19 protein-coding genes are annotated in these 19,785 nt (G+C 46.7%); 9 read left to right on the top strand and 10 right to left on the bottom strand.

The genetic code is table 11. The features are described from left to right. Positions 1 to 68 precede the first annotated feature (68 nt). The gene (locus A8O14_RS07100) at positions 69 to 1,067 is read right to left on the bottom strand and encodes a class 1 fructose-bisphosphatase (protein ID WP_216861565.1); all 999 of its coding nucleotides are present in this window, start codon (positions 1,065 to 1,067) and stop codon (positions 69 to 71) included. A 185-nt stretch (positions 1,068 to 1,252) separates the two neighbouring features. Between A8O14_RS07100 and A8O14_RS07105 the strand changes: the two genes are divergently transcribed. Further along, a complete protein-coding gene (locus A8O14_RS07105) occupies positions 1,253 to 1,456 on the top strand; it encodes an antitoxin of toxin-antitoxin stability system (protein ID WP_068948863.1) in 204 nt (67 codons plus the stop codon). Between the two features lie 2 nt (positions 1,457 to 1,458). Continuing rightward, positions 1,459 to 1,842 (top strand): type II toxin-antitoxin system VapC family toxin, encoded by a 384-nt coding sequence (locus A8O14_RS07110; RefSeq protein WP_068948864.1) that lies wholly within the window; start codon positions 1,459 to 1,461, stop codon positions 1,840 to 1,842. 15 nt (positions 1,843 to 1,857) lie between these two features. Here A8O14_RS07110 and pepN read toward each other — a convergent pair whose 3' ends face one another. From pepN to A8O14_RS07135, 5 genes are all read right to left on the bottom strand, one after another. Beyond that, entirely contained in the window at positions 1,858 to 4,467 is a 2,610-nt protein-coding gene (pepN, locus tag A8O14_RS07115) for an aminopeptidase N (RefSeq protein WP_068948865.1), read from the bottom strand. Between the two features lie 44 nt (positions 4,468 to 4,511). After that, the gene (locus A8O14_RS07120) at positions 4,512 to 5,087 is read right to left on the bottom strand and encodes a TMEM165/GDT1 family protein (protein WP_068948866.1); all 576 of its coding nucleotides are present in this window, start codon (positions 5,085 to 5,087) and stop codon (positions 4,512 to 4,514) included. A 54-nt stretch (positions 5,088 to 5,141) separates the two neighbouring features. Continuing rightward, entirely contained in the window at positions 5,142 to 6,260 is a 1,119-nt protein-coding gene (gene ald / locus A8O14_RS07125; RefSeq protein WP_068948867.1) for an alanine dehydrogenase, read from the bottom strand. 12 nt (positions 6,261 to 6,272) lie between these two features. Then, complete coding sequence (locus A8O14_RS07130; RefSeq protein ID WP_304609584.1) at positions 6,273 to 7,598, bottom strand: amino acid permease; 1,326 nt, start codon at positions 7,596 to 7,598, stop codon at positions 6,273 to 6,275. Positions 7,599 to 7,915: 317 nt separating this feature from the next. Next, entirely contained in the window at positions 7,916 to 8,683 is a 768-nt protein-coding gene (locus A8O14_RS07135) for a tRNA threonylcarbamoyladenosine dehydratase (protein ID WP_068948868.1), read from the bottom strand. Positions 8,684 to 8,705: 22 nt separating this feature from the next. Here A8O14_RS07135 and pdxH point away from each other — a divergent pair, with 22 nt between their 5' ends. Continuing rightward, a complete protein-coding gene (gene pdxH, locus A8O14_RS07140; protein WP_068948869.1) occupies positions 8,706 to 9,341 on the top strand; it encodes a pyridoxamine 5'-phosphate oxidase in 636 nt (211 codons plus the stop codon). A 7-nt stretch (positions 9,342 to 9,348) separates the two neighbouring features. Here pdxH and msrA read toward each other — a convergent pair whose 3' ends face one another. After that, positions 9,349 to 9,921, bottom strand: coding sequence for a peptide-methionine (S)-S-oxide reductase MsrA (gene msrA, locus A8O14_RS07145; protein ID WP_068948870.1), 573 nt, complete (start codon positions 9,919 to 9,921; stop codon positions 9,349 to 9,351). A 49-nt stretch (positions 9,922 to 9,970) separates the two neighbouring features. Here msrA and A8O14_RS07150 point away from each other — a divergent pair, with 49 nt between their 5' ends. Then, positions 9,971 to 11,368: a coniferyl aldehyde dehydrogenase gene (locus A8O14_RS07150; protein ID WP_068948871.1), complete on the top strand. Its 1,398-nt coding sequence runs from the start codon at positions 9,971 to 9,973 to the stop codon at positions 11,366 to 11,368. On the opposite strand, the gene leuE is transcribed toward A8O14_RS07150, so the two are convergent. Further along, the gene (gene leuE, locus A8O14_RS07155; RefSeq protein ID WP_068948872.1) at positions 11,369 to 12,046 is read right to left on the bottom strand and encodes a leucine efflux protein LeuE; all 678 of its coding nucleotides are present in this window, start codon (positions 12,044 to 12,046) and stop codon (positions 11,369 to 11,371) included. A 252-nt stretch (positions 12,047 to 12,298) separates the two neighbouring features. Here leuE and A8O14_RS07160 point away from each other — a divergent pair, with 252 nt between their 5' ends. Then, positions 12,299 to 13,813 carry a DEAD/DEAH box helicase gene (locus A8O14_RS07160; RefSeq protein WP_068948873.1) on the top strand — a complete coding sequence of 505 codons (1,515 nt, stop codon included), beginning with the start codon at positions 12,299 to 12,301 and terminating at the stop codon, positions 13,811 to 13,813. Positions 13,814 to 13,815: 2 nt separating this feature from the next. After that, positions 13,816 to 14,388, top strand: coding sequence for a chorismate--pyruvate lyase family protein (locus A8O14_RS07165; protein ID WP_068948874.1), 573 nt, complete (start codon positions 13,816 to 13,818; stop codon positions 14,386 to 14,388). Between the two features lie 13 nt (positions 14,389 to 14,401). Here A8O14_RS07165 and A8O14_RS07170 read toward each other — a convergent pair whose 3' ends face one another. Continuing rightward, positions 14,402 to 15,223 carry a uroporphyrinogen-III synthase gene (locus A8O14_RS07170; RefSeq protein ID WP_068948875.1) on the bottom strand — a complete coding sequence of 274 codons (822 nt, stop codon included), beginning with the start codon at positions 15,221 to 15,223 and terminating at the stop codon, positions 14,402 to 14,404. Positions 15,224 to 15,241: 18 nt separating this feature from the next. Further along, on the bottom strand, positions 15,242 to 16,207 hold the full coding sequence (gene hemC / locus A8O14_RS07175) for a hydroxymethylbilane synthase (RefSeq protein ID WP_068949769.1): 966 nt from the start codon (positions 16,205 to 16,207) through the stop codon (positions 15,242 to 15,244). Between the two features lie 55 nt (positions 16,208 to 16,262). Here hemC and argH point away from each other — a divergent pair, with 55 nt between their 5' ends. From argH to A8O14_RS07190, 3 genes are read left to right on the top strand one after another with little or no spacing between them, the layout of a single operon-like run. After that, positions 16,263 to 17,681, top strand: coding sequence for an argininosuccinate lyase (gene argH, locus A8O14_RS07180; protein ID WP_068948876.1), 1,419 nt, complete (start codon positions 16,263 to 16,265; stop codon positions 17,679 to 17,681). Positions 17,682 to 17,686: 5 nt separating this feature from the next. Further along, entirely contained in the window at positions 17,687 to 18,238 is a 552-nt protein-coding gene (locus A8O14_RS07185; protein WP_068948877.1) for a TRAP transporter small permease subunit, read from the top strand. Beyond that, positions 18,235 to 19,764 (top strand): TRAP transporter large permease, encoded by a 1,530-nt coding sequence (locus A8O14_RS07190; RefSeq protein ID WP_068948878.1) that lies wholly within the window; start codon positions 18,235 to 18,237, stop codon positions 19,762 to 19,764. Before A8O14_RS07185 ends, A8O14_RS07190 begins: the two co-directional genes overlap by 4 nt. Positions 19,765 to 19,785 lie beyond the last annotated feature (21 nt).

Consider the following 19,785-nt stretch of genomic DNA (forward strand, 5'->3'; position numbering starts at 1 on the left):
AACTCAGAAACAAAAAAACCCAATCGTCTGATTGGGTTTTTGCTTTTCGGAAGAACTGCAGTCTTTAATTAAGAGTGGTAATGACGCAGACGATCAATCTCTTCTTTAGATCCCAACATTACCGATACACGCTCATGCAAATCGGTAGGCTGCAAATCCATGATGATGTCTTTGCCGTTGGTAGACGCCCCGCCCGCCTGCTCAACCAAGAAGCTCATTGGGTTAGCCTCGTACATCAAGCGCAATTTGCCAGGCTTATGGGGCTCTCGTTGATCCCATGGATACATAAAGACACCACCGCGTGAGAGCACACGATGTACATCAGCCACCATCGAGGCAATCCAACGCATATTGAAATCTTTTTCACGGGTCCCACCTACACCAGCCAAGCACTCTTCAACATAGCGACGTACTGGATCGGCCCAGTGACGCATATTCGACATATTGATTGCAAATTCTTTGGTGGAATGTGCAATAGTGACTGCATCTTTAATTAACAGGAATTCGCCAGTCACCTTATTTAAGGTGAACATCACTACACCATCGCCCAAAGTCAAAGCCATCGTTGTTTGAGGGCCATAGACTACATAACCAGCTGCAACCTGATGGCGACCCGATAACAAGAAATCAGCAGTTTGTAATGGCGCCTGTGGATCTTGTTTTTTGAGAATGGAGAAGATCGTACCAATAGATACATTCACATCAATATTAGATGAACCATCCAATGGATCAAACAATAAAAGATAGTCTCCAGTACCTTGCACGGGCACGGGCAATTCCATTTCTTCAGAAGCCAGACCAGCAAGCGACTTACAACCCTTCACGCCATCGATTAATAAATCATTGGCAATGATGTCTAACTTTTGCTGAACCTCACCCTGTACGTTACCCGTACCGGCAGAGCCCAATAAACCAATCAAGGCGCCCTGCGCCACTTCGTGACTTAAGGTGGAGCAGGTGCTAACAACAGCAGTCAGCAAGTCTTGCAGTCCAGCAGGAATTGCAGCACCACTCGGTTTAGCGGTTGCTAGATATTGCTTGAAATTAATGTGGGTACTAGAAGACAAAACGATTTCTCCAAGACGCTAGTGAGGTGGGATAGGGGTCTATTTTGCCTTGTAATTACAGTCTCATCGAAAAATAGGTATCTATAAACCCAAAAATGCTACTTACCGACTATTAAAGGTATTTACGATCATTTATGATGTTTTAATTGATGTTATTATGCATCAATATTGATGAGGAGTAAGTAATGAGAACCACCGTAACTATTGATGATGATCTATATCAAAGCGGTCTAGAGCTTGCTGATCCTGGCATGGATAAGGCAGACCTTTTCCGTGAAGCGATGAATGTTTTTATTCGAGTGCAAATTGCTAAAAGGCTAGCTGCCTTAGGCGGGAAAGCGCCGCAAATGAAAAGTATTCCTCGACGCAAATCCAATGGCGCTCAATAAATATGACAATGATTTTGGCGGATACCTCGGTATGGGTAGCTCACTTCAGAAAATCTAATCCATTATTTATATCTTTACTAACAAATGATCGAATACTCTGTCATCCGCTAGTTTTGATTGAGCTAGCATGCGGATCCCCGCCTTCACCACGCTTAAGAACGATTAGCGATGTCAAACGATTGCAGCAAGCAACCGTAGCCACTACTGAAGAAACATTACAGTTCATTGAAGCGCATAAACTTTATGAGTCAGGATGCGGAGCGATTGATGTATCGCTACTTGCCTCTACCCTTCTATCTGAAAATGCACTCATTTGGACTTTTGATAAACATCTTGAATCGCTTGCTAGTCTGCTTGGCATCTCTTATAACCAGCAGCTTCACTAGTAAAGTCTTTCAAAATCAGTTCCCCAAAGCCTTACCAATAACCTCTCGTACATCTGGTGAAAGGGTTGGACAAGCAGCAACCCGCTCCAATGCCGCTTTCATTTGGCTTTGATAAGGCTGCGCAAATAAGCGCCAACGATCTAAGGCTCTTGCCAGACGAGCAGCAACTTGCGGGTTGATTGGGTCTAGAGCGAGCACGCTCTCTGCCCAGAACGCATAACCACTGCCATCAGCCTGATGAAAGCTTGCAGGATTATTGGCACAGAAGGCATGAATTACGCTACGTGCACGGTTTGGATTGTTTAATTTGAAGGCTGGATGTTCACGCAATCGTTTGACATCAGCTAGCGTTGACTCAAGACCATCAACCGGTGGACGACTCGATTGCAATGCAAACCATTTATCAATGACTAAAGTATCATTAGCAAAACGACTAAAGAAATCATTTAAACAATCATTTGCGCCCTTAGCACCATGAATGACTAACGCCGCGAATGCCGCATAGCGATCGGTCATATTGTCAGCAATCTGATATTGATTGATCGCCATTGGCGCCCAAATCTTAGGATCAGCTTCCAGCAACATACTGAGCGCCAAGTTCTTTAATGCGCGCTTACCAGAATCTTGAGCATCAGATTTAAATGGTCCGGGTGTTTGGTTCTGCTGATACAGCGCAGCCCACTCAAGCTGAAGCTGCTTAGCAATTTCTCTACGGAAAGCACGGCGGGCAGTAAAGATTTGTTGTGGATCTACACTTGAGCACTGCTCATACAAATAAGACTCAGCAGGCAAAGTGAGGGCCAGCTCTTTAAACGCAGGATCGAGCTCAGGATCTAGTAATAGGTTTCGATACGCATTCATCAGCGCAGCATCAGGCAAGCGATTGTTCAGAATCATTTGCATAGCCAGCTTCTGACCCGCCTCCCAACGATTAAAAGGATCGTCATCACTAGAGAGCAAGCTCAGAAGATCAGCTTCGCTTTGCTCGAAATCTAAATGGATTGGAGCAGAAAAATTACGGTTAATTGATAAAACAGGACGCTCAGCGATATTGTCAAAAGTCCAAGATTGGGTGGGCTCAGTTAATCCTAGTAATTGTTCTGGTAGGTCATTGGCTGAAGTAATCAAGCGCATTTTCAATGGAATATGAAATGGCTTTTTCTCAGGCTGTGCAGGTGTAGGGGCGCAACTTTGGGTCAGCATGAGGTGATACTGCTTTTTGGCAGGGTCATACATCTCCTCTACTTTGACTCTTGGTGTGCCAGCTTGGCTGTACCAGTTTCTGAACTGAGTTAGATCTTTGCCGTTGGCATCAGCCATTGCAGCCAAGAAGTCATCACAAGTCACCGCTTGTCCATCGTGGAGCTTGAAATACAAATCCATCCCTTTGCGGAAACCATCTCTACCGAGCAAGGTTTGATACATCCGCACCACCTCAGAGCCCTTCTCATACACGGTAACGGTATAGAAGTTATTAATTTCTTGATACTCATCAGGGCGAATAGGATGAGCCATCGGACCCGCATCTTCTGGAAACTGCAGCTGACGTAACAGTCGCACATCTTCAATACGCTTTACCGCCCTACCAGACTCACTACCCATTTGATCTGCAGAGAACTCTTGATCTCTGAATACTGTTAAGCCTTCTTTGAGAGAAAGCTGGAACCAATCTTGGCAGGTCACACGGTTACCGGTCCAGTTATGGAAGTACTCATGTGCAACCACGCTTTCAATATTGGCAAAGTCAGCATCTGTTGCAGTTTCTGGTTGTGCAAGAACAAACTTGGTATTGAAAATATTCAAACCCTTGTTCTCCATCGCCCCCATATTGAAGTCGCTAACAGCAACAATCATGAAGCGTTCGAGATCTAACTCAAGGCCAAAGCGCTTTTCATCCCAATGAATCGAGGCAATTAAAGAATCCATTGCATGACGAGTCTTTTTCAGGTCATGCGGCTCAACCCAGATTTGCAAGAGTTTCTTAGCACCGCTACTAGTGGTAATCGTTTCTTCTATGCACTCCAGCTTGCCTGCTACCAGGGCAAATAAATAAGATGGTTTAGGGAATGGATCTTCCCAAGTCGCGCTATGCCATCCATTAGGCAGCTTCTCTTCTTTTAATAAATTGCCATTGGAAAGCAATACAGGACACTCTGCTTCACGCGCTTGCAACGTGACGCGATAGCGCGCCATCACATCTGGTCTATCCAAGAAGTAAGTAATCTTGCGAAAGCCCTCTGCTTCACATTGAGTGAAAAAGTTCCCATTAGAGACATACAAACCCATCAAGGTCGTATTTTTTTCTGGAACGCAGATACAAATGATCTCTAATACAAACTGATCTTTACCCTCATTTGGTAAAGAGCGAATCGTTAAGGCTTCTGGGGTAAGCTCAAAATGGCGATGCGCCTCGCCATTGATTCGCAGACTGACAAACTCCAGTTCTTGACCTGCTAATACCAGTGGTGCGCCAGGCTCAAAACTCTTTCCCGGTATTACTTCAATTTTGCTTTTAACAATCGTGCGGGCTGGATCTAAAGCAATATCCAATTCCACTTGGTCAAAGGTATAAACAGGGGGACGGTATTCGAGCCTTCGAAAGCTCTGAGGTAGATCAGTTTTCATCTGATTATTTTAAGTCTTGAAGCCAGGCAATGCAGAGGAGTGAATTAACTCCACACTAGGGTTGCTATGCCAATAGCAATAAAGCTTACTGCAGCAACAGCATGTACCCATTTGATCGGCATACGCCGGGTAAATTTCTGACCAATCCAAACCGCTGGGGCATTGGCCAACATCATCCCCAATGTGGTGCCTAACGTTACCGAAATGACATCTTCATATCGAGCGCCCAATGCAATCGTTGCAATCTGTGTTTTATCACCCATCTCAGCCAAGAAGAACAACACAACTGTCAATGTAAAAACTTGGAAGGCGCGATCGGCCACTTTAGAGCCTGCCGCATCATCAATGTGATCGGGAACCAAAAGCCATAAACCAATACCCAGAAAGCTAGCACCTAAAATCCAGCGCATCACGTCAGGAGAAATTAAAGTCATCAGCCAATGCCCGAGTAGGGCGGCGCAAGCATGATTTGCAACTGTCGCAATAAAAATACCGGCAATGATGGCTAGCGCCTGCTTGGGGTAGCGAGCGGCTAGCATCAAAGAAAGTAATTGGGTTTTGTCACCCATCTCCGCCAATGCAACAACACCAGCGGAGAGGGTTAAAGCTGAAAAGTCCATGGATCTTCTGATATGAATAAGTTTGTATTCAACCAGTTTAAATCCTCAATATGACTAAGCCACAAAAAGCTCCTCTGCCAGTGAAAAGTCTAGGCCCTGAGCTTGAGCAACGGGCTTGGAGGTCAAAACACCTTTATGAATACTCAAGCCATTACGCAAGTGATGATCAATAGCTAGTGCTTTCACAATCCCGCGATTCGCCAAAGCCTCCACAAAAGGGTAAGTCGCATTGGTAAGCGCGAAGGTTGAAGTTCTGGCAACGGCGCCCGGCATATTCGCTACACAGTAGTGCAGCACCCCATCAACTAAAAAAGTGGGATCTGCATGAGTAGTAGGTTTAGACGTTTCAAAGCAACCGCCTTGATCAATCGCTACATCCACAACCACCGCACCCGCTTTCATTTTCTTCACCATCTCATGGCTTACTAATTTTGGCGCTGCACCGCCCGGCAGCAATACGGCACCAATCACCACATCAGCCTCACACACCTCCTGTTCAATGAGCAAACTATCAGAATAAAAAGTCCGCACGCGATTGCCATAGAACATGTCAATTTGGCGCAGACGATCAATATCGCGATCAAAAATACAAACATCTGCGCCCATACCTACCGCTATTTGTAAAGCATTGCGACCTACAACACCACCACCCAGAATCACAATTTTTGCTGGTGATACACCCGGCACACCAGCCATTAAAACACCTAAGCCTCCTTGAGTTTTTTCTAAATGGGATGCAGCAGCTTGTATCGACATTCGTCCTGCTACCTCACTCATTGGAGCAAGTAAGGGCAATGCACCATTGATAGCGGTAACCGTCTCATAGGCTATACAGGTTGCGCCAGATCCCAATAAGGCTCTGGTTTGAACTGGGTCTGGGGCAAGATGCAAATAGGTGAATAGAATTTGATCTTCACGCAACATGGCACATTCCTGTGGCTGAGGCTCTTTCACCTTCACAATCATTTCTGCTTTTTGAAATACTTCGGCAGCGCTATTGATCAAAGTAGCACCCGCAATCCGATAAGACTCATCACTGAGACCAATTTGCATACCCGCGCCTCTTTGAACTAAGACCGAATGTCCCTGTCGACATAACCCACTGACATTGCCTGGGGTGAGACCCACCCGAAACTCATTATTTTTTACTTCCTGTGGAACGCCAATAATCATTGCTATCTCCTTTTATTTAAATTGACGACTAGTTTTGGTTTTGCGATGCAAGCCAACGATGTAAAACATCGCGAGGTACACGCCTAATAAACACGGACCCAAAATCAATGCCATCCGTGCATCCTCATGAAAGCCCATTAACACCACTACTAAAAAAATAAATGCCAGAGCAAACCACGAGGAATACGGCCACCAAGGCGCGCGATAACCTAACTCGGCCACTTGCGCTTTAGTTAATGAACGACGAAATTGCATTTGCGTAAATAAGATCGCAATCCAAACCATCAAACCCACAAAGGTGACTGCGGCCATAATGTATTGGAAGGCCTTATCGGGAACAAAATAATTTAGCACTACACCTGACATGCAGACCGCAACGGTAGCCATTACCGCGCGATGAGGAACGCCATACTTTGACAACTTAGCAAAAGGTGCTGGCGCGTAACCATTGCAAGACAAGGCATACAACAAGCGACCGCCACTGAAGATGCCTGCATTGCAAGATGAGAGTGCGGCAGTAATCACGACAAAGTTAATGACGCCTGCAGCCTCTCGCAATCCAATACGCTCAAACATCACCACAAATGGACTGCCCTGCTGCCCCACTTCATTCCAAGGGAAGATCGCCAAGATGACGAGAATTGCGCCCATATAGAAAATCAAGATGCGCCATGCCAATGAATCAATTGCCATAGGAATGGTTTTCTTAGGGTTCTCAGCTTCACCAGCAGATAAACCAATCATCTCGATGCCAACGTAAGCAAACAACACCATTTGCAAGGAGAGCAACATGCCACTGATACCATTTGGGAAGAAGCCACCATGCTGCCAAAGATTACTCAAACCAATTGGTTGCCAATCATTCGTAAAACCAAACAGAATGACAGATCCACCTAAAGTAATCATGGCAACAATGGCGACCACCTTAATAAGCGCAAACCAAAATTCAAACTCACCAAATACTTTTACTGCAATGAGGTTGATTAAACCCATCATGACGATTGAGGACAGCGCCCAAATCCACTGTGGTATTTCCGGAAACCAAATTCCCATATAAATACCTACAGCCGTGACTTCAGCAATACCAACCACAATCCAGTAGGTCCAATAGCCCCAGCCCACCATATAGCCTGCTAGTGGTCCTACATAGGTATTGGCATAGGCAGCAAAAGAACCTGCTACGGGCTCATGAACCGCCATCTCGCCAAGCGTTCGCAAGACGATGAAGGCAACAATCCCTGCCAGCAGATACCCCAAAAGAATGGATGGACCAGCGATTTGAATTGCACTCGCAGATCCCAGAAATAATCCAACGCCAATCGTTGAACCTAAGGCCATTAAACGAATGTGCCTCACTTTAAGGTGGCGTTTCAAGCCGGTTTGTTCAGTCTGCAAAAGAGACCTCCTTTCGATTTGTCGTTGGCGATTTACCAACGAAGCAAAGTCTAGGGAGGACTGCTCATCTGTACTAGAGGCTAAAAATAACTAAAGTGATTAAATGATTAAAAGTAAATACTCAAAAGCAATAAAACACTTTTAAATCATGAGGGGGCACACTCAGCGAGTGGATATGACTGCAACAGAATCAGTAATTTCCTACAGGGAATCCCCTTAAGGATTTACAGCAAAATAATCGCGTTTGTTTATAGATGAACTTACTTTTGATCTTGACCGATCAAATTGAGGATCTCTGCAGCGGCAGCTAAGCCGCAAGCAGCGGTCACCATGACAGTAGAACCATAGCCAGAACATGCCAAGCCGCCAGTAGATGCGCCAGCTCTTGGTTCATGAGAGTAAATGGCTCGGATGCCGATCTTGTGTTTGAGGTTTCTTGAAAAACCATGATCTTGCCGCAGACCCTGACGTACTTTTGCTAACAATGCGTCTTGTTCAGTGCGAGATAAGTCATCACATCGAACCGAGGTTGGGTCGGTCTTTCCACCAGCAGCACCACACATGACCAAAGCACGATTGCTTTCCCTCGCCCAAACAGATAGGGCAATTTTGGTTTGCACTGAATCTGTCGCATCTAATACATAAGCATCGCCAGGAATAATGCGATCAAGATTTTCTGGTTCGAGAAATTCATCGCAAGCAGTGATTTGAATTGCTGGATTGATTTGCAGAATACGTTGAGTCATCGCCTCTACTTTGGCTTTGCCATACTGACCTTCAAAAGCATGCAGCTGACGATTGGTATTACTCTCAGCAATGTGATCAAAATCAACCAGTACTAGATGACCAATACCGGTTCGTGCCAAGGCTTCTGCTGCCCAGGAACCAACGCCTCCTAGACCAGCCACAACAACAGAGGCTTTCTGAAAGCGCGCACGCAGATCTGGGCCATAGAGCCTAGAAACTCCCCCGAAACGGCGTTCTTCTATGTCACCTTCTTTCAAGCCTTCAACCTTGTCTTCTGCCATAGCTTCTCTTTATACTGAATAAATGGATTCCATTGCTCAACTCCGCAAAAACTATACCTTTGGTCAACTGTCTGAAACCGAGGTTCCACACCAGCCCTTATCCCTTTTTCAGCTTTGGTTTGATCAAGCCGTAAAAGCAGAGTGCCCTGAACCCAACTCCATGACCTTAGCAACTGCCGATAAAGCAGGAAATCCATCAGCCCGTATTGTCTTACTAAAAGGCGCTGACGAAAACGGCTTCACCTTTTTTACCAACTATGAGAGCCAAAAAGGCCAAGAATTGGCTGCCCGCCCACAAGCTGCATTGCTGTTTCACTGGCACGAGCTGGAGCGCCAAGTCCGAATTAAGGGTCTAGTTGAGCGTGTTAGCCCCGAGGAAAGTGATCAGTACTTTCATTCGCGTCCACCAGCATCACGGATTGGTGCTTGGGCCTCTCCGCAAAGTGTGGCCATTCCTAGTAGAGCATTTTTAGAAGAAGCGGAAAAACGTTTTAAATCCGAATTCGGTGATGCTCCACCACGGCCTGCGCATTGGGGCGGTTATCGTTTGCGCCCAACGGAGATTGAATTTTGGCAAGGTCGCCCTTCCCGATTACATGACCGCATCCATTACAAACTAGATGGCGGCAATTGGAACATTAGCCGCCTCGCCCCATAGTCACTTACTAGACATACTGTGGCGCAATAAGCGATTTAAATTTCGCTCTAAATTTCGCCAACTTCGGGGCAACGACAGCAGCACAATATCCTTGATAAGGATGTTGCTGAAAATAATTCTGGTGATAATCCTCTGCAGGATAAATTGTTGGCGCTGGTTCGATTTGCGTCACTACCGAGTTGGCATAGATTTTGGAATCTTCCAATTCTTGCACTACCTCGTGCGCAATCTTGATCTGCTCATCGCTGTGAGTAAAAATCACTGAGCGATATTGCGTCCCATGATCATTGCCCTGATAGTTCAATGTAGTGGGATCATGGATCACAAAAAAGATTTCTAGCAGGTCCCTAAATGAGATGGCCTCAGGATCAAATTCAATATCCACGATTTCTGCATGACCTGTTGCACCCGTACAGACGGACTCATAAGAAGGATTCGGCCGCGCACCCCCGGCATAGCCAGATACGATGCTTTTCACACCTTGAATTTGCTGATAAACAGCCTCAAGACACCAAAAACATCCGCCACCTAAGGTGGCTCGCTCTAATAGGGGTGGATTTTTATCAGTCATTTTGGTCATGGCTTTATCCTAATGCCTTATTTCAATGCTTGCCAACTATTAATCCACTATGAATCGCTTCACTATCCAACTTGACGAAATCAAGGCCGCCTATGCCGCCGAACCCAATCCCTCGCTCGAAGTAAGGCTTGAGCGTATTGGTCGAATCGAAAGAATGGTTTCGGCAAATGAAGACAAAATCTGTAAAGCCCTCGTGGCAGATTTTGGAGTGAAAAATTCCATTGAAACTCGCCTTGTGGAATTTCAGGGAATTTATCAAGCCTGCGCATATACCCGTAAACATCTTAAAGACTGGTTGAAGCCAGTACAGATGGATACTCCTTTTTATATGGGGGCATCGCAGGCTTGGGTTGAAAACCAATCGATGGGCGTGGTTGGCATCATGAGCCCGTGGAACTACCCAGTGAGATTAGCCCTGCTTCCTGCAATTGCTGCTTTTGCTGCCGGCAATCGCATTTGGCTCAAACCCTCTGAACGTAGCTCACGCACATCAGGATTTTTGGCAAGCCTTATTCAGGAATATTTTCACCCTAGCGAATTTTGCGTCACCACTGGCGGCCCTGATATTGCTGAGCAGTTCGCTGCCCTTCCCTTTGCACACCTATTCTTCACAGGCTCAGAGGCAGTCGGTAAAAAGGTCATGCGTGCAGCATCTGAAAACCTCACGCCTGTTACCCTGGAACTTGGCGGTAAATCACCCGCCATCATCGATGCTTCCGCGAAACTTAAAGAAGTGGCTGCATCTTTGGCCTATGGCAAGCTTCTGAATGGCGGTCAGACTTGTATTGCTCCGGACTATGTTTTGATTGAAGCGGGTAACCAAGCTCAGTTCATACAAGAGTTGCAAGCTGCGGCCCAGAAACAATTTAGCAACCCCCAAGATCTGACTGGGCCAATAGATGATGCACAATTGCAATACTGGCAACATCTTGTCAGCGATGCTGTTGACAGAGGTGCAAAAGTTATTCCACTACTCAATAATCCAGGCGCGGGCGCCAGAAGATTTGAACCTGTGGCGCTGATAGATGTTCCTCAAGATTCCCGAGTGCTTCATGAAGAAATCTTTGGTCCTATTTTGCCAATAGTGACTATTGCAAACACTGCAGCAGCTATTTCCTATATCAATAGCAGGCCCCATCCCTTGGCCCTTTACTGGTTTGGTAAAGATAAGAAAAATTTACAGCAAGTCTTAGAACAGACCCGATCAGGCGGCGTCACGATTAACGATGTGTTCTTGCACTCAGCCCACGAGTCCCTGCCATTCGGTGGTATTGGTACGAGCGGTATGGGCAGGTATCACGGTAAAGCAGGCTTTGATACTTTTAGCTATCCAAAGTCGATCTTAGAAGTAAGTGGATTACTCGGCACTAATCTGTTCAAGGGGACAAAGTTGGCGCACCCACCTTACACCAATAAAACTGAGCGCCTCTTAAAGCGCCTGAAGTAATTAAACAAGTATCAGTCGCAAGGCAAACCCCATAAAGAGACTTCCAGCGAGTATCCACAGCCCTGCTGTTAAACGATGATGGTGACGGAAGTATTTTGAGAAAAATTGGCCCATCAAAATTAACGCCGTGAGATAAGCCATGCTCATCAACTGCAGAATAATTGCGAGATAAACAAAGGTAATCGCTGGATGAGCAAAATCTGGCTTAATAAATTGCGAGAAGAATGCAATAAAGAAAAAGATCGCTTTAGGGTTAGTTAGCGACAGAGATAGCGCTGCGAATAGTGGATGCAATTGCATTAAGCGCGCTTGAATTTCAAACATCTTTGCATGAGATTGGCTTGTCCAACGTCCCATACCACTGCGTAGTAAGCCAATTCCCATCCAAGCCAAGTAGATTGCCCCAACGATACGCACCAACTGAAATAAGATTGGAGAGGACATCAATAAGGAGGCTGCACCTAGGGCAACAGCGAGCATCAGAATCGAATCGCCAATAAAGATTCCAAGCGCACCCCAAGCGCCAGAGCGCCATCCCTTTTGCGTTGCGATGGTTAATACATAAAGCGAATTGGGGCCGGGCAACAAAATGACAAGTATGGTTCCAAGCAAGTAGCTCGAGAAATCCACAATCCCTGCGTTTGTAGGCGATAAGAGGCTTAATGTGAACCATTCCATCACTACATCATAATTAATTCGGGAAAACCCTTGTAATCATGGTCTCAAACTGACATAATGAGAGGCTTTTTTAAGCAATTTGATTCATCGCCCCCCAGCTCTATTTCAGCGTACCGTTTAGAAGTCATAAACACCGAAGTCCAAAAAACGCGCTGCCGCTTGTCTGATGGTCGATGCCTTTGACCATCGCATCCTATAAAAAACCATGGGTGCAACATACGGAGACATCCCTTTAAGGGGATGTGTAATAGCATGACTTTTTCTAAAGAAACTAAACACGAGTCGCAAGACTCAAAGAGCGCTGGATCAGAATTCCAGAATTTCGCCCTAGCGGCATCACTCCTTAAAAACGTTGCTGAACTGGGTTTTACCCAAGCTACTGCTGTTCAAGCTCAGGTTATTCCTGCTGCTTTAGCTGGCGGTGACTTATTGGTCAGCAGCCAAACCGGTAGCGGTAAAACCGCAGCCTTTTTATTGCCTTTAATTAATCAACTGATTGAAAGTAACCCAAATAATTCACCTGTACCAGGTCGCGCGCAACCGAAAGTGTTAGTGCTCTGCCCTACCCGCGAATTAGCTCAACAGGTTGCCGCCGACGCAGTAAATTTAGTTCGCGGTATGAAAGGTATTCGCATTGCCACTGTTATGGGTGGCATGCCTTATGGTAAACAAATCCAAGCATTGAAAGGTGCACTGCTAGTTGTTGCAACCCCAGGTCGTTTGCTCGACTTGTGCGATAGCAAAGCAATTCGCTTAGATGATGTTAAGCAGCTCGTGATTGACGAAGCTGATCGCATGCTCGACATGGGATTTGCTGACGATCTCGAAGCCATTGATAAGCGTTGCGCTGGTCGCGACCAAACCTTGATGTTCTCTGCAACGTTTGCGCCAAAGATTATGTCTTTAGCCAATGAGTTGACCACAGACGCTAAGCGTATTGAACTTGCTCACGCAGGTGAAAAGCACGCCAACATTGAGCAGAAATTGCACTGGGCTGACAGCATGTCACATAAGCACAAGCTACTTGAGCATATTTTGGCTGACGCCTCTCTAGATCAAGCAGTGGTGTTTGCAAGTACCCAAGTTGAAAGCGAAAAAATCGCTGACACATTGCGTGCAAACGGTTACGAAGCAACTGCTCTTCACGGTGCAATGCCTCAAGCTGTGCGTATGCGCCGCCTTGAGTCTTTACGTAAAGGTCATACCAAGATTTTGGTTGCGACTGACGTAGCGGCTCGTGGTATTGATGTGCCACGTATTAGTCACGTAATTAACTTTGGCTTGCCAATGAAACCCGAGGACTATACACACCGCATCGGCCGCACCGGTCGTGCCGGTCGCAATGGTGTAGCAATTACTTTGGTTGAACATCGTGATCGTGCCAAGATTCGAAATATCGAGCGCTTTACACAGCAAGATATTGTTGCTTCTGTTATCGCGGGTCTTGAGCCACAAGCTAAGCCTAGCTTTGGTGGTGGCGGTCGTCCTGGTGGTCGCTCTGGCGGCGGCTTTGGTGGTAACCGTTCAGGTGGTGGTGGTGGTCGTTACGGCTCTGGCGCACGCTCTGAGTCACGCTTTGGTGGCGGTGGTTCTGGTGGCGGTAATGGTGGCAACAGTGGTGGTCGTTCTGGCGATTCACGCCCTGTACGCTCTGCTGACTCCCGCCCTGCACGTTCTGCGGATTCACGTCCAGCTCGTCCAGCGGGTGGCCCACGCTTTGCTAAACCAAAGTCCGGCGGTCAACGTCGCAACTTCAGCGGTAGCTAAACATGACTCACCGCAATCGTCTCCGTTCTGCATGGAATCGAGTCGGTTCCGGTGAAATTCATCGGGCGCCAAGAAAGTGGCAACCATGGCTAAGTGATACTGGGTCTTTAACCCAAAAAATTGAGAAAGTGATTGGTCAAAAACTGCAAGTTCAGGTTTTGCGCGACTGCCCTCAAACCTTAAATAGCGACGAGAGTCGCTATTTTCATTTCAAGATCAGACGTTGCCGCGTTCGTGAGGTCCTACTCTGCGCAAACAATATTCCTTTGGTGATGGCACATAGCGTCATCCCCACTTTGAGTTCGAGCGGTAGTAATCACTCCGTATTGCGCTTAGGTACCAAGCCATTAGGTGCGGTGCTGTTTGCTAAAACACGAATGCACTCCAAAGCGAAGCCACCACGAGACATAGCGCGCCTTAATAAAAGAAGTGCTTTATGGAAAAAATGTTCGCGGAATTACGTGGGCCTGAGCTCACCCTTGTGGGCACGTCGGACCCTATATCGCTTGAAGGGGCACCCCATTTTGGTCAATGAAATCTTCTTACCAGCACTACTAAATTACTCAGCCTTTTAAGAGATATTCAGTATCAAATCGAGAGCCACGCCAATGTGGCTTTAATCAGAGCTTCATCGCCAGGCTCAGTTATAAATACCTCACCAAACCCAATCGCTTCTGCTGCATTAGCGATATTGCGATGAGGACATAAGGCGCTAGCACTTTGTAGCCCCTCTAATTGATTGTTCGCAACTTGCCCCAAATAACGCACTGCTTCCGATGAAGTCAACAACCACAGCGATTTAGAAATATCCATCTCGCGTATGGCATGCCATGCTGGATTCTTTTCATCCAAAGGTACTCGAGTGTAGGTAGATATTGCCTCGACTATTGCACCCGCTTTTGTGAGCGTATCTGCCAACCAGTCACGGCCACCCTCACCCTTAAAGATAACAATCTTTTTTGTGGGCAAATTCCACTTCAAGCTTTGCAACTCTTGCCACAAACCTTCTGAATCCCATTGCTCATTGTTTTTTGGCACGACTACTGGGGTTGGGCTGAGCTCCAAGCCGATACCATGGTTCTTCAAGGCCATCGCGCTACTGCCGCCCATGACGCCAATGGGAATAATTTTCTTGGAGAAATCCTGCCAATCTCGCTCAAGTAAACGCATGACAGATTCAACCGCATTGGGGCTCACGAAGATTGCTAGATCAGCATCTTTTAATGCACTAGCAATGTGATCAGCGAGCTGCTCATCATCTTTAGGAACAATCGTGAGCAAAGGAAGAGACACTATGTCTGGAAGACTACGCTTCGTGATACCACTTTTTTCAATAGTCTGCGATAGCAATTCAATTAACTGACGAGCCTGACCACTGGGTCTCGTGATAACAATAGTTTTAGTGCTCATCGTTATTGTTGCTAAATTTTACTTAGTAATCTTTGGAATCAAATCTGCTGCACCTTGTGCAAGTAAATCTTTTGCAACCGCAAGGCCTAGGGCTTCTGCATCATCGACTGATTGCACTTTGGCATTGCCATTAGCTAAGCAAATAGCTTTACCATCAACGCTTGCTACGAAAGAGCGTATTTGCATTTGACCCTGATCCCATAAAGCATAAGCCGCTAGAGGCACTTCACAGGAGCCTCCCAACTGACGAGAGACCATACGCTCCGCTGAAACCGCATACAGGGTCGGTAAGTCATTCAGGGGCGCTAGCCACTGCTTGATATTGGGATGCTTGCTCAAAGTTTCGATACCAAGTGCGCCTTGCCCTGCAGCTGGTGTGTAGGGATCATATGGAAGGTAGGCGCGAATGCGACTTGCTAAACCCAAACGCTTTAATCCAGCGGCGGCCAAAATAATGGCTTGGTATTCACCGCGATCTAACTTACTCATACGGGTATCTAAGTTGCCACGCAGAGCTTGAATTTCTAAATGAGGAAATTTTGCGCGTAGGACAGACTCGCGTCGTAAGCTTGAGGTGCCGACGATTGCCCCTTTAGGAAGATCTTCTAAGCTCGCATAATCATTTGAGACGAAAGCGTCACGCGCATCTTCTCTGGCCATCACACAGGCAAGATCAAAGCCTTCGGGCATGACCATCGGTACATCCTTGAGAGAGTGCACCGCCAAATCTGCCCGCCCGTCTTCAAGGGCAGTTTCTAATTCTTTAACAAAAAGACCTTTGCCACCTACTTTGGAGAGGGCGCGATCTAATATTTGGTCACCCCGGGTGGTCATGCCCAGAATCTGCACATCACACCCTGGATAGAGCTTTTTAAGGCATGCCTGCACATGTTCGGCCTGCCACATGGCCAAGCGACTTTCGCGGGAAGCAATAACTAAGCGCTTTGGGGCTTCCAGAGTGGCGGATGTAGATGAAGAATTCAGGGTTTGGGACATAACATTTAAAATAATCAAAGACCTACACCAATATACTGTGTTTATGAGCTCATCCAAAAATTCCCTAGCCAACAAAGCCCAAGCTTGGTCGGCCCGTTTTAACGAACCCGTTGACGAACTCGTTCAGCGTTATACAGCCTCTATCGGCTTTGATCAACGCTTTGCCTTAGTCGATATCGCCGGCTCCCTCGCCCACGCCCAAATGCTGGCAGCCCAAAAGATCATCAGTGCCCAAGATTTAGCTGGCATTCAAAAAGGAATGGCTCAGATCAAGAGCGAAATCGAGGCAGGTGAATTTAACTGGCAGTTAGCGCTGGAAGATGTGCACCTCAATATCGAAGCACGCCTCACCGAGCTCGTTGGTGATGCTGGCAAACGTTTGCATACTGGACGCTCAAGAAACGATCAAGTAGCAACTGATTTACGTTTATGGTTGCGTGGCAGTGTGGATGAAATTGCAGCCACCCTTAAAACTTTACGTACCGCTTTATTAGATCTTGCAGAAAAACATGCTGGCACGATCATGCCTGGTCACACACATTTGCAAGTAGCGCAACCGATTACCTTCGGCCACCACTTGATGGCTTATTACGAAATGTTTAGTCGTGACTCAAGTCGTCTTGCTGATTTGCGTGCACGTTTTAATCGCTTACCTTTAGGTGCTGCTGCTTTAGCTGGCACTACCTATCCAATTGATCGCGAGCAAGTAGCTAAGACTCTAGGTTTTAATGGTATTTGTAATAACTCTTTAGATGCTGTGTCTGATCGCGACTTTGCGATTGAATTCTGCGCCTTTGCATCGATCTTGATGATGCATGTCTCACGCCTGTCTGAAGAGCTCGTACTCTGGCTCAGCCCACGCTTTGGCTTTATTGATTTGCCTGACCGCTTCTGCACCGGTAGCTCGATCATGCCGCAAAAGAAGAACCCTGATGTTCCAGAATTGGCACGCGGTAAAACAGGTCGCGTCTATGGGGACTTAATATCTTTATTGACACTTATGAAGAGTCAGCCTCTTGCCTACAACAAAGATAACCAGGAAGATAAAGAGCCTTTGTTCGATGCTGTCGATACCGTGCAAGATACCTTGCGTATCTTTGCTGACATGGTTCCACATATTGAAGTCAAAGCTGATGTTATGAGAGCTGCTGCCGAAGAAGGCTTTGCTACCGCTACTGATTTAGCCGACTACCTAGTAAAAAAAGGCTTGGCATTCCGTGATGCACACGAAGCGGTTGCCCATGCCGTCAAAGCCTGTGTTGGCAGAAACTGCATGCTGACCGATTTAAGCTTATCTGAGTTGCGTTTTGCATGCGGTTTAGATAATCGCCCAGAACTGATTGGTGATGATGTATTTGCACTACTCACGGTTGATGGCTCTGTGCAGTCTCGCCAGCACGCTGGTGGTACAGCACCCTCACAAGTAATCGCTGCAATCAAACGGGGTCGTACAGATCTCTAGATCACATGGGGTTTTGGTCTAAGCTCTCTGCGGGCATCGATCGCATTAATCAACTGCTAGGCAAAGCCGCTAGCATCATGATCTTGCTATCCTGCGTAGTATCTGCCGTCAACGCCCTGCTTCGCTATGGATTCGATATCAGCAACAACTGGCCATTAGAGCTACAGTGGTATCTCTTTAGCGCAGCAGTCATGTTGGGTGCCTCATACACCCTCAAGCGCAATGAACATGTCCGCGTCGATCTAATTTATTCCCAACTATCCGATCGTGGTCGTCTTTGGGTAGACCTTTTTGGATTGCTTTGTTTTTTAATGCCAGCCTGTTTGCTGTTTACCTGGCTATCCTGGACTACGCTCTTTTATCCATCCTGGTTAGTCATGGAACATTCGATGAATTCTGGTGGTCTAGCGCGTTATCCGATTAAATTTGTTGTGCCCTTTGGATTCTTCATGTTGAGCTTACAAGGCTTATCAGAAATCATCAAACGAATCGGGGCACTCAAAGGTGAGATTGTCTTGCCAGCCGAAGACCTTCATTACGAAAAGCCTATGCAATGATTCCATTGGAGTGGATGCCCCCCTTCATGTTTGGCGGCCTCATCATCTTTATGTTGATAGGCTTTCCAGTAGCTTTCTCCTTAATGGCGGCGGGCCTGTTTTTTTCCGTGATCGCAATGAGCGAAGGCTTTTTTGGCATGGCTTTTTTGCAAGCTATTCCTCAGCGCATCTTCGGTAGCGTACTAGCGAATGATCTTCTCTTGGCTATTCCCTTCTTTACCTTTATGGGCGCGATTCTAGAGCGCTGTGGCCTTGCAGAAGAAATGCTGGACTCGATGGGCCAACTCTTTGGCCGTGTGCGCGGTGGCTTAGGTTATTCCGTCATCATTGTTGGCTTCATTCTCGGGGCAATCACTGGCACTGTAGCAGCTCAGGTGATCGCTATGGCGATGATCTCCCTGCCGGTAATGATGCGTTATGGTTACAACATGCGCTACGCCACAGGCGTTCTAGCAGCATCCGGAACAATTACCCAATTAGTCCCACCCTCATTAGTTCTGATTGTCTTAGCGGATCAACTCAAAACTCAAAGTGGTAGCGCAGATGTGGGCAGCATGTATCTTGGTGCTTGGGGTCCATCGCTTTTGCAGATTGCCTTATTTGCGCTCTACACCTTCTTCTTGGCGCGTATTCGTCCGAATGATTTACCACCCGTTCCAGAGAGTGCTCTGACCCTCAAGGGCTGGACTCTTTGGAAAAAATGCCTAATGGGCATTATTCCTTCGGCAGTATTGATCTTCCTGGTTCTTGGCACCATCATGACCGGTATTGCCACCCCTACTGAATCCGGTGCGATGGGTGCGATGGGCGCACTGCTGCTAGCTTGGTTAAGAAGGGCCAGCATCCCCAACCTCAAAGGGCTTGTTCAAGAGGCTTATCAAAACACCATGCGCATTACTGCAATGGTGGTCTTTATTTTAATTGGCTCTACTTGCTTTTCAGTCGTGTTTCAGGGAGTAGATGGCGGCCATTGGGTTGAAGAACTCTTCTCTAGCCTGCCTGGTGGTTGGGTAGGATTTTTGATTGTCGTCAACCTCTTCGTCTTTTTCTTGGCATTCTTCTTAGACTTCTTTGAAATCGCCTTCATCGTAGTGCCTATGCTGGCACCAGTAGCAGTCAAATTACTCTCGCCTGTATTGCTTGACTCTATGAACGGCAATCCGCAAGCAGCCGCCAGTGCAGCGCTTGTTTGGTTTGGAGTGATGCTATGTGTGAATATGCAAACTTCATTTATGCATCCCCCTTTTGGCTTCGCCCTCTTTTATCTCAGAGGTGTAGCTCCCAAAGAAGTAAAGAGTAGCGATATCTATTGGGGCGCTTTACCTTGGGTAGGCTTGCAGCTCATCATGGTGGTGCTTGTAATGGCTTTCCCAGCACTGGTAACTACCTTTTTGGATAAACCCGCTGCAGTCATTCAGAGTCAGGATTTCAACTTCACTGGCGAAGAAAATAAATCAGATGCACCGGCAAATAAAGTAGATGAAGATGCGCCAGTGACTTTCCAATTGGATAAGCCGGTCAAATAAAAAACCCCGTTAATACGGGGC

The organism is Polynucleobacter wuianus, from assembly GCF_001659725.1.
GTDB lineage: Bacteria > Pseudomonadota > Gammaproteobacteria > Burkholderiales > Burkholderiaceae > Polynucleobacter > Polynucleobacter wuianus.

Excerpts from the sequence above, each read along its gene's own strand:
- A8O14_RS07105 (WP_068948863.1), top strand. The coding sequence starts at position 1,253 with ATGAGAACCACCGTAACTATTGATGATGATCTATATCAAAGCGGTCTA.
- ald (WP_068948867.1), bottom strand. The coding sequence starts at position 6,260 with ATGATTATTGGCGTTCCACAGGAAGTAAAAAATAATGAGTTTCGGGTG.
- leuE (WP_068948872.1), bottom strand. The coding sequence starts at position 12,046 with ATGGAATGGTTCACATTAAGCCTCTTATCGCCTACAAACGCAGGGATT.
- A8O14_RS07170 (WP_068948875.1), bottom strand. The coding sequence starts at position 15,223 with ATGAGCACTAAAACTATTGTTATCACGAGACCCAGTGGTCAGGCTCGT.
- pepN (WP_068948865.1), bottom strand. The coding sequence starts at position 4,467 with ATGAAAACTGATCTACCTCAGAGCTTTCGAAGGCTCGAATACCGTCCC.
- A8O14_RS07150 (WP_068948871.1), top strand. The coding sequence starts at position 9,971 with ATGAATCGCTTCACTATCCAACTTGACGAAATCAAGGCCGCCTATGCC.
- A8O14_RS07190 (WP_068948878.1), top strand. The coding sequence starts at position 18,235 with ATGATTCCATTGGAGTGGATGCCCCCCTTCATGTTTGGCGGCCTCATC.
- A8O14_RS07135 (WP_068948868.1), bottom strand. The coding sequence starts at position 8,683 with ATGGCAGAAGACAAGGTTGAAGGCTTGAAAGAAGGTGACATAGAAGAA.
- argH (WP_068948876.1), top strand. The coding sequence starts at position 16,263 with ATGAGCTCATCCAAAAATTCCCTAGCCAACAAAGCCCAAGCTTGGTCG.
- A8O14_RS07160 (WP_068948873.1), top strand. The coding sequence starts at position 12,299 with ATGACTTTTTCTAAAGAAACTAAACACGAGTCGCAAGACTCAAAGAGC.
- msrA (WP_068948870.1), bottom strand. The coding sequence starts at position 9,921 with ATGACCAAAATGACTGATAAAAATCCACCCCTATTAGAGCGAGCCACC.
- pdxH (WP_068948869.1), top strand. The coding sequence starts at position 8,706 with ATGGATTCCATTGCTCAACTCCGCAAAAACTATACCTTTGGTCAACTG.
- A8O14_RS07185 (WP_068948877.1), top strand. The coding sequence starts at position 17,687 with ATGGGGTTTTGGTCTAAGCTCTCTGCGGGCATCGATCGCATTAATCAA.
- A8O14_RS07165 (WP_068948874.1), top strand. The coding sequence starts at position 13,816 with ATGACTCACCGCAATCGTCTCCGTTCTGCATGGAATCGAGTCGGTTCC.
- A8O14_RS07120 (WP_068948866.1), bottom strand. The coding sequence starts at position 5,087 with ATGGACTTTTCAGCTTTAACCCTCTCCGCTGGTGTTGTTGCATTGGCG.
- A8O14_RS07110 (WP_068948864.1), top strand. The coding sequence starts at position 1,459 with ATGACAATGATTTTGGCGGATACCTCGGTATGGGTAGCTCACTTCAGA.
- A8O14_RS07130 (WP_304609584.1), bottom strand. The coding sequence starts at position 7,598 with ATGGCCTTAGGTTCAACGATTGGCGTTGGATTATTTCTGGGATCTGCG.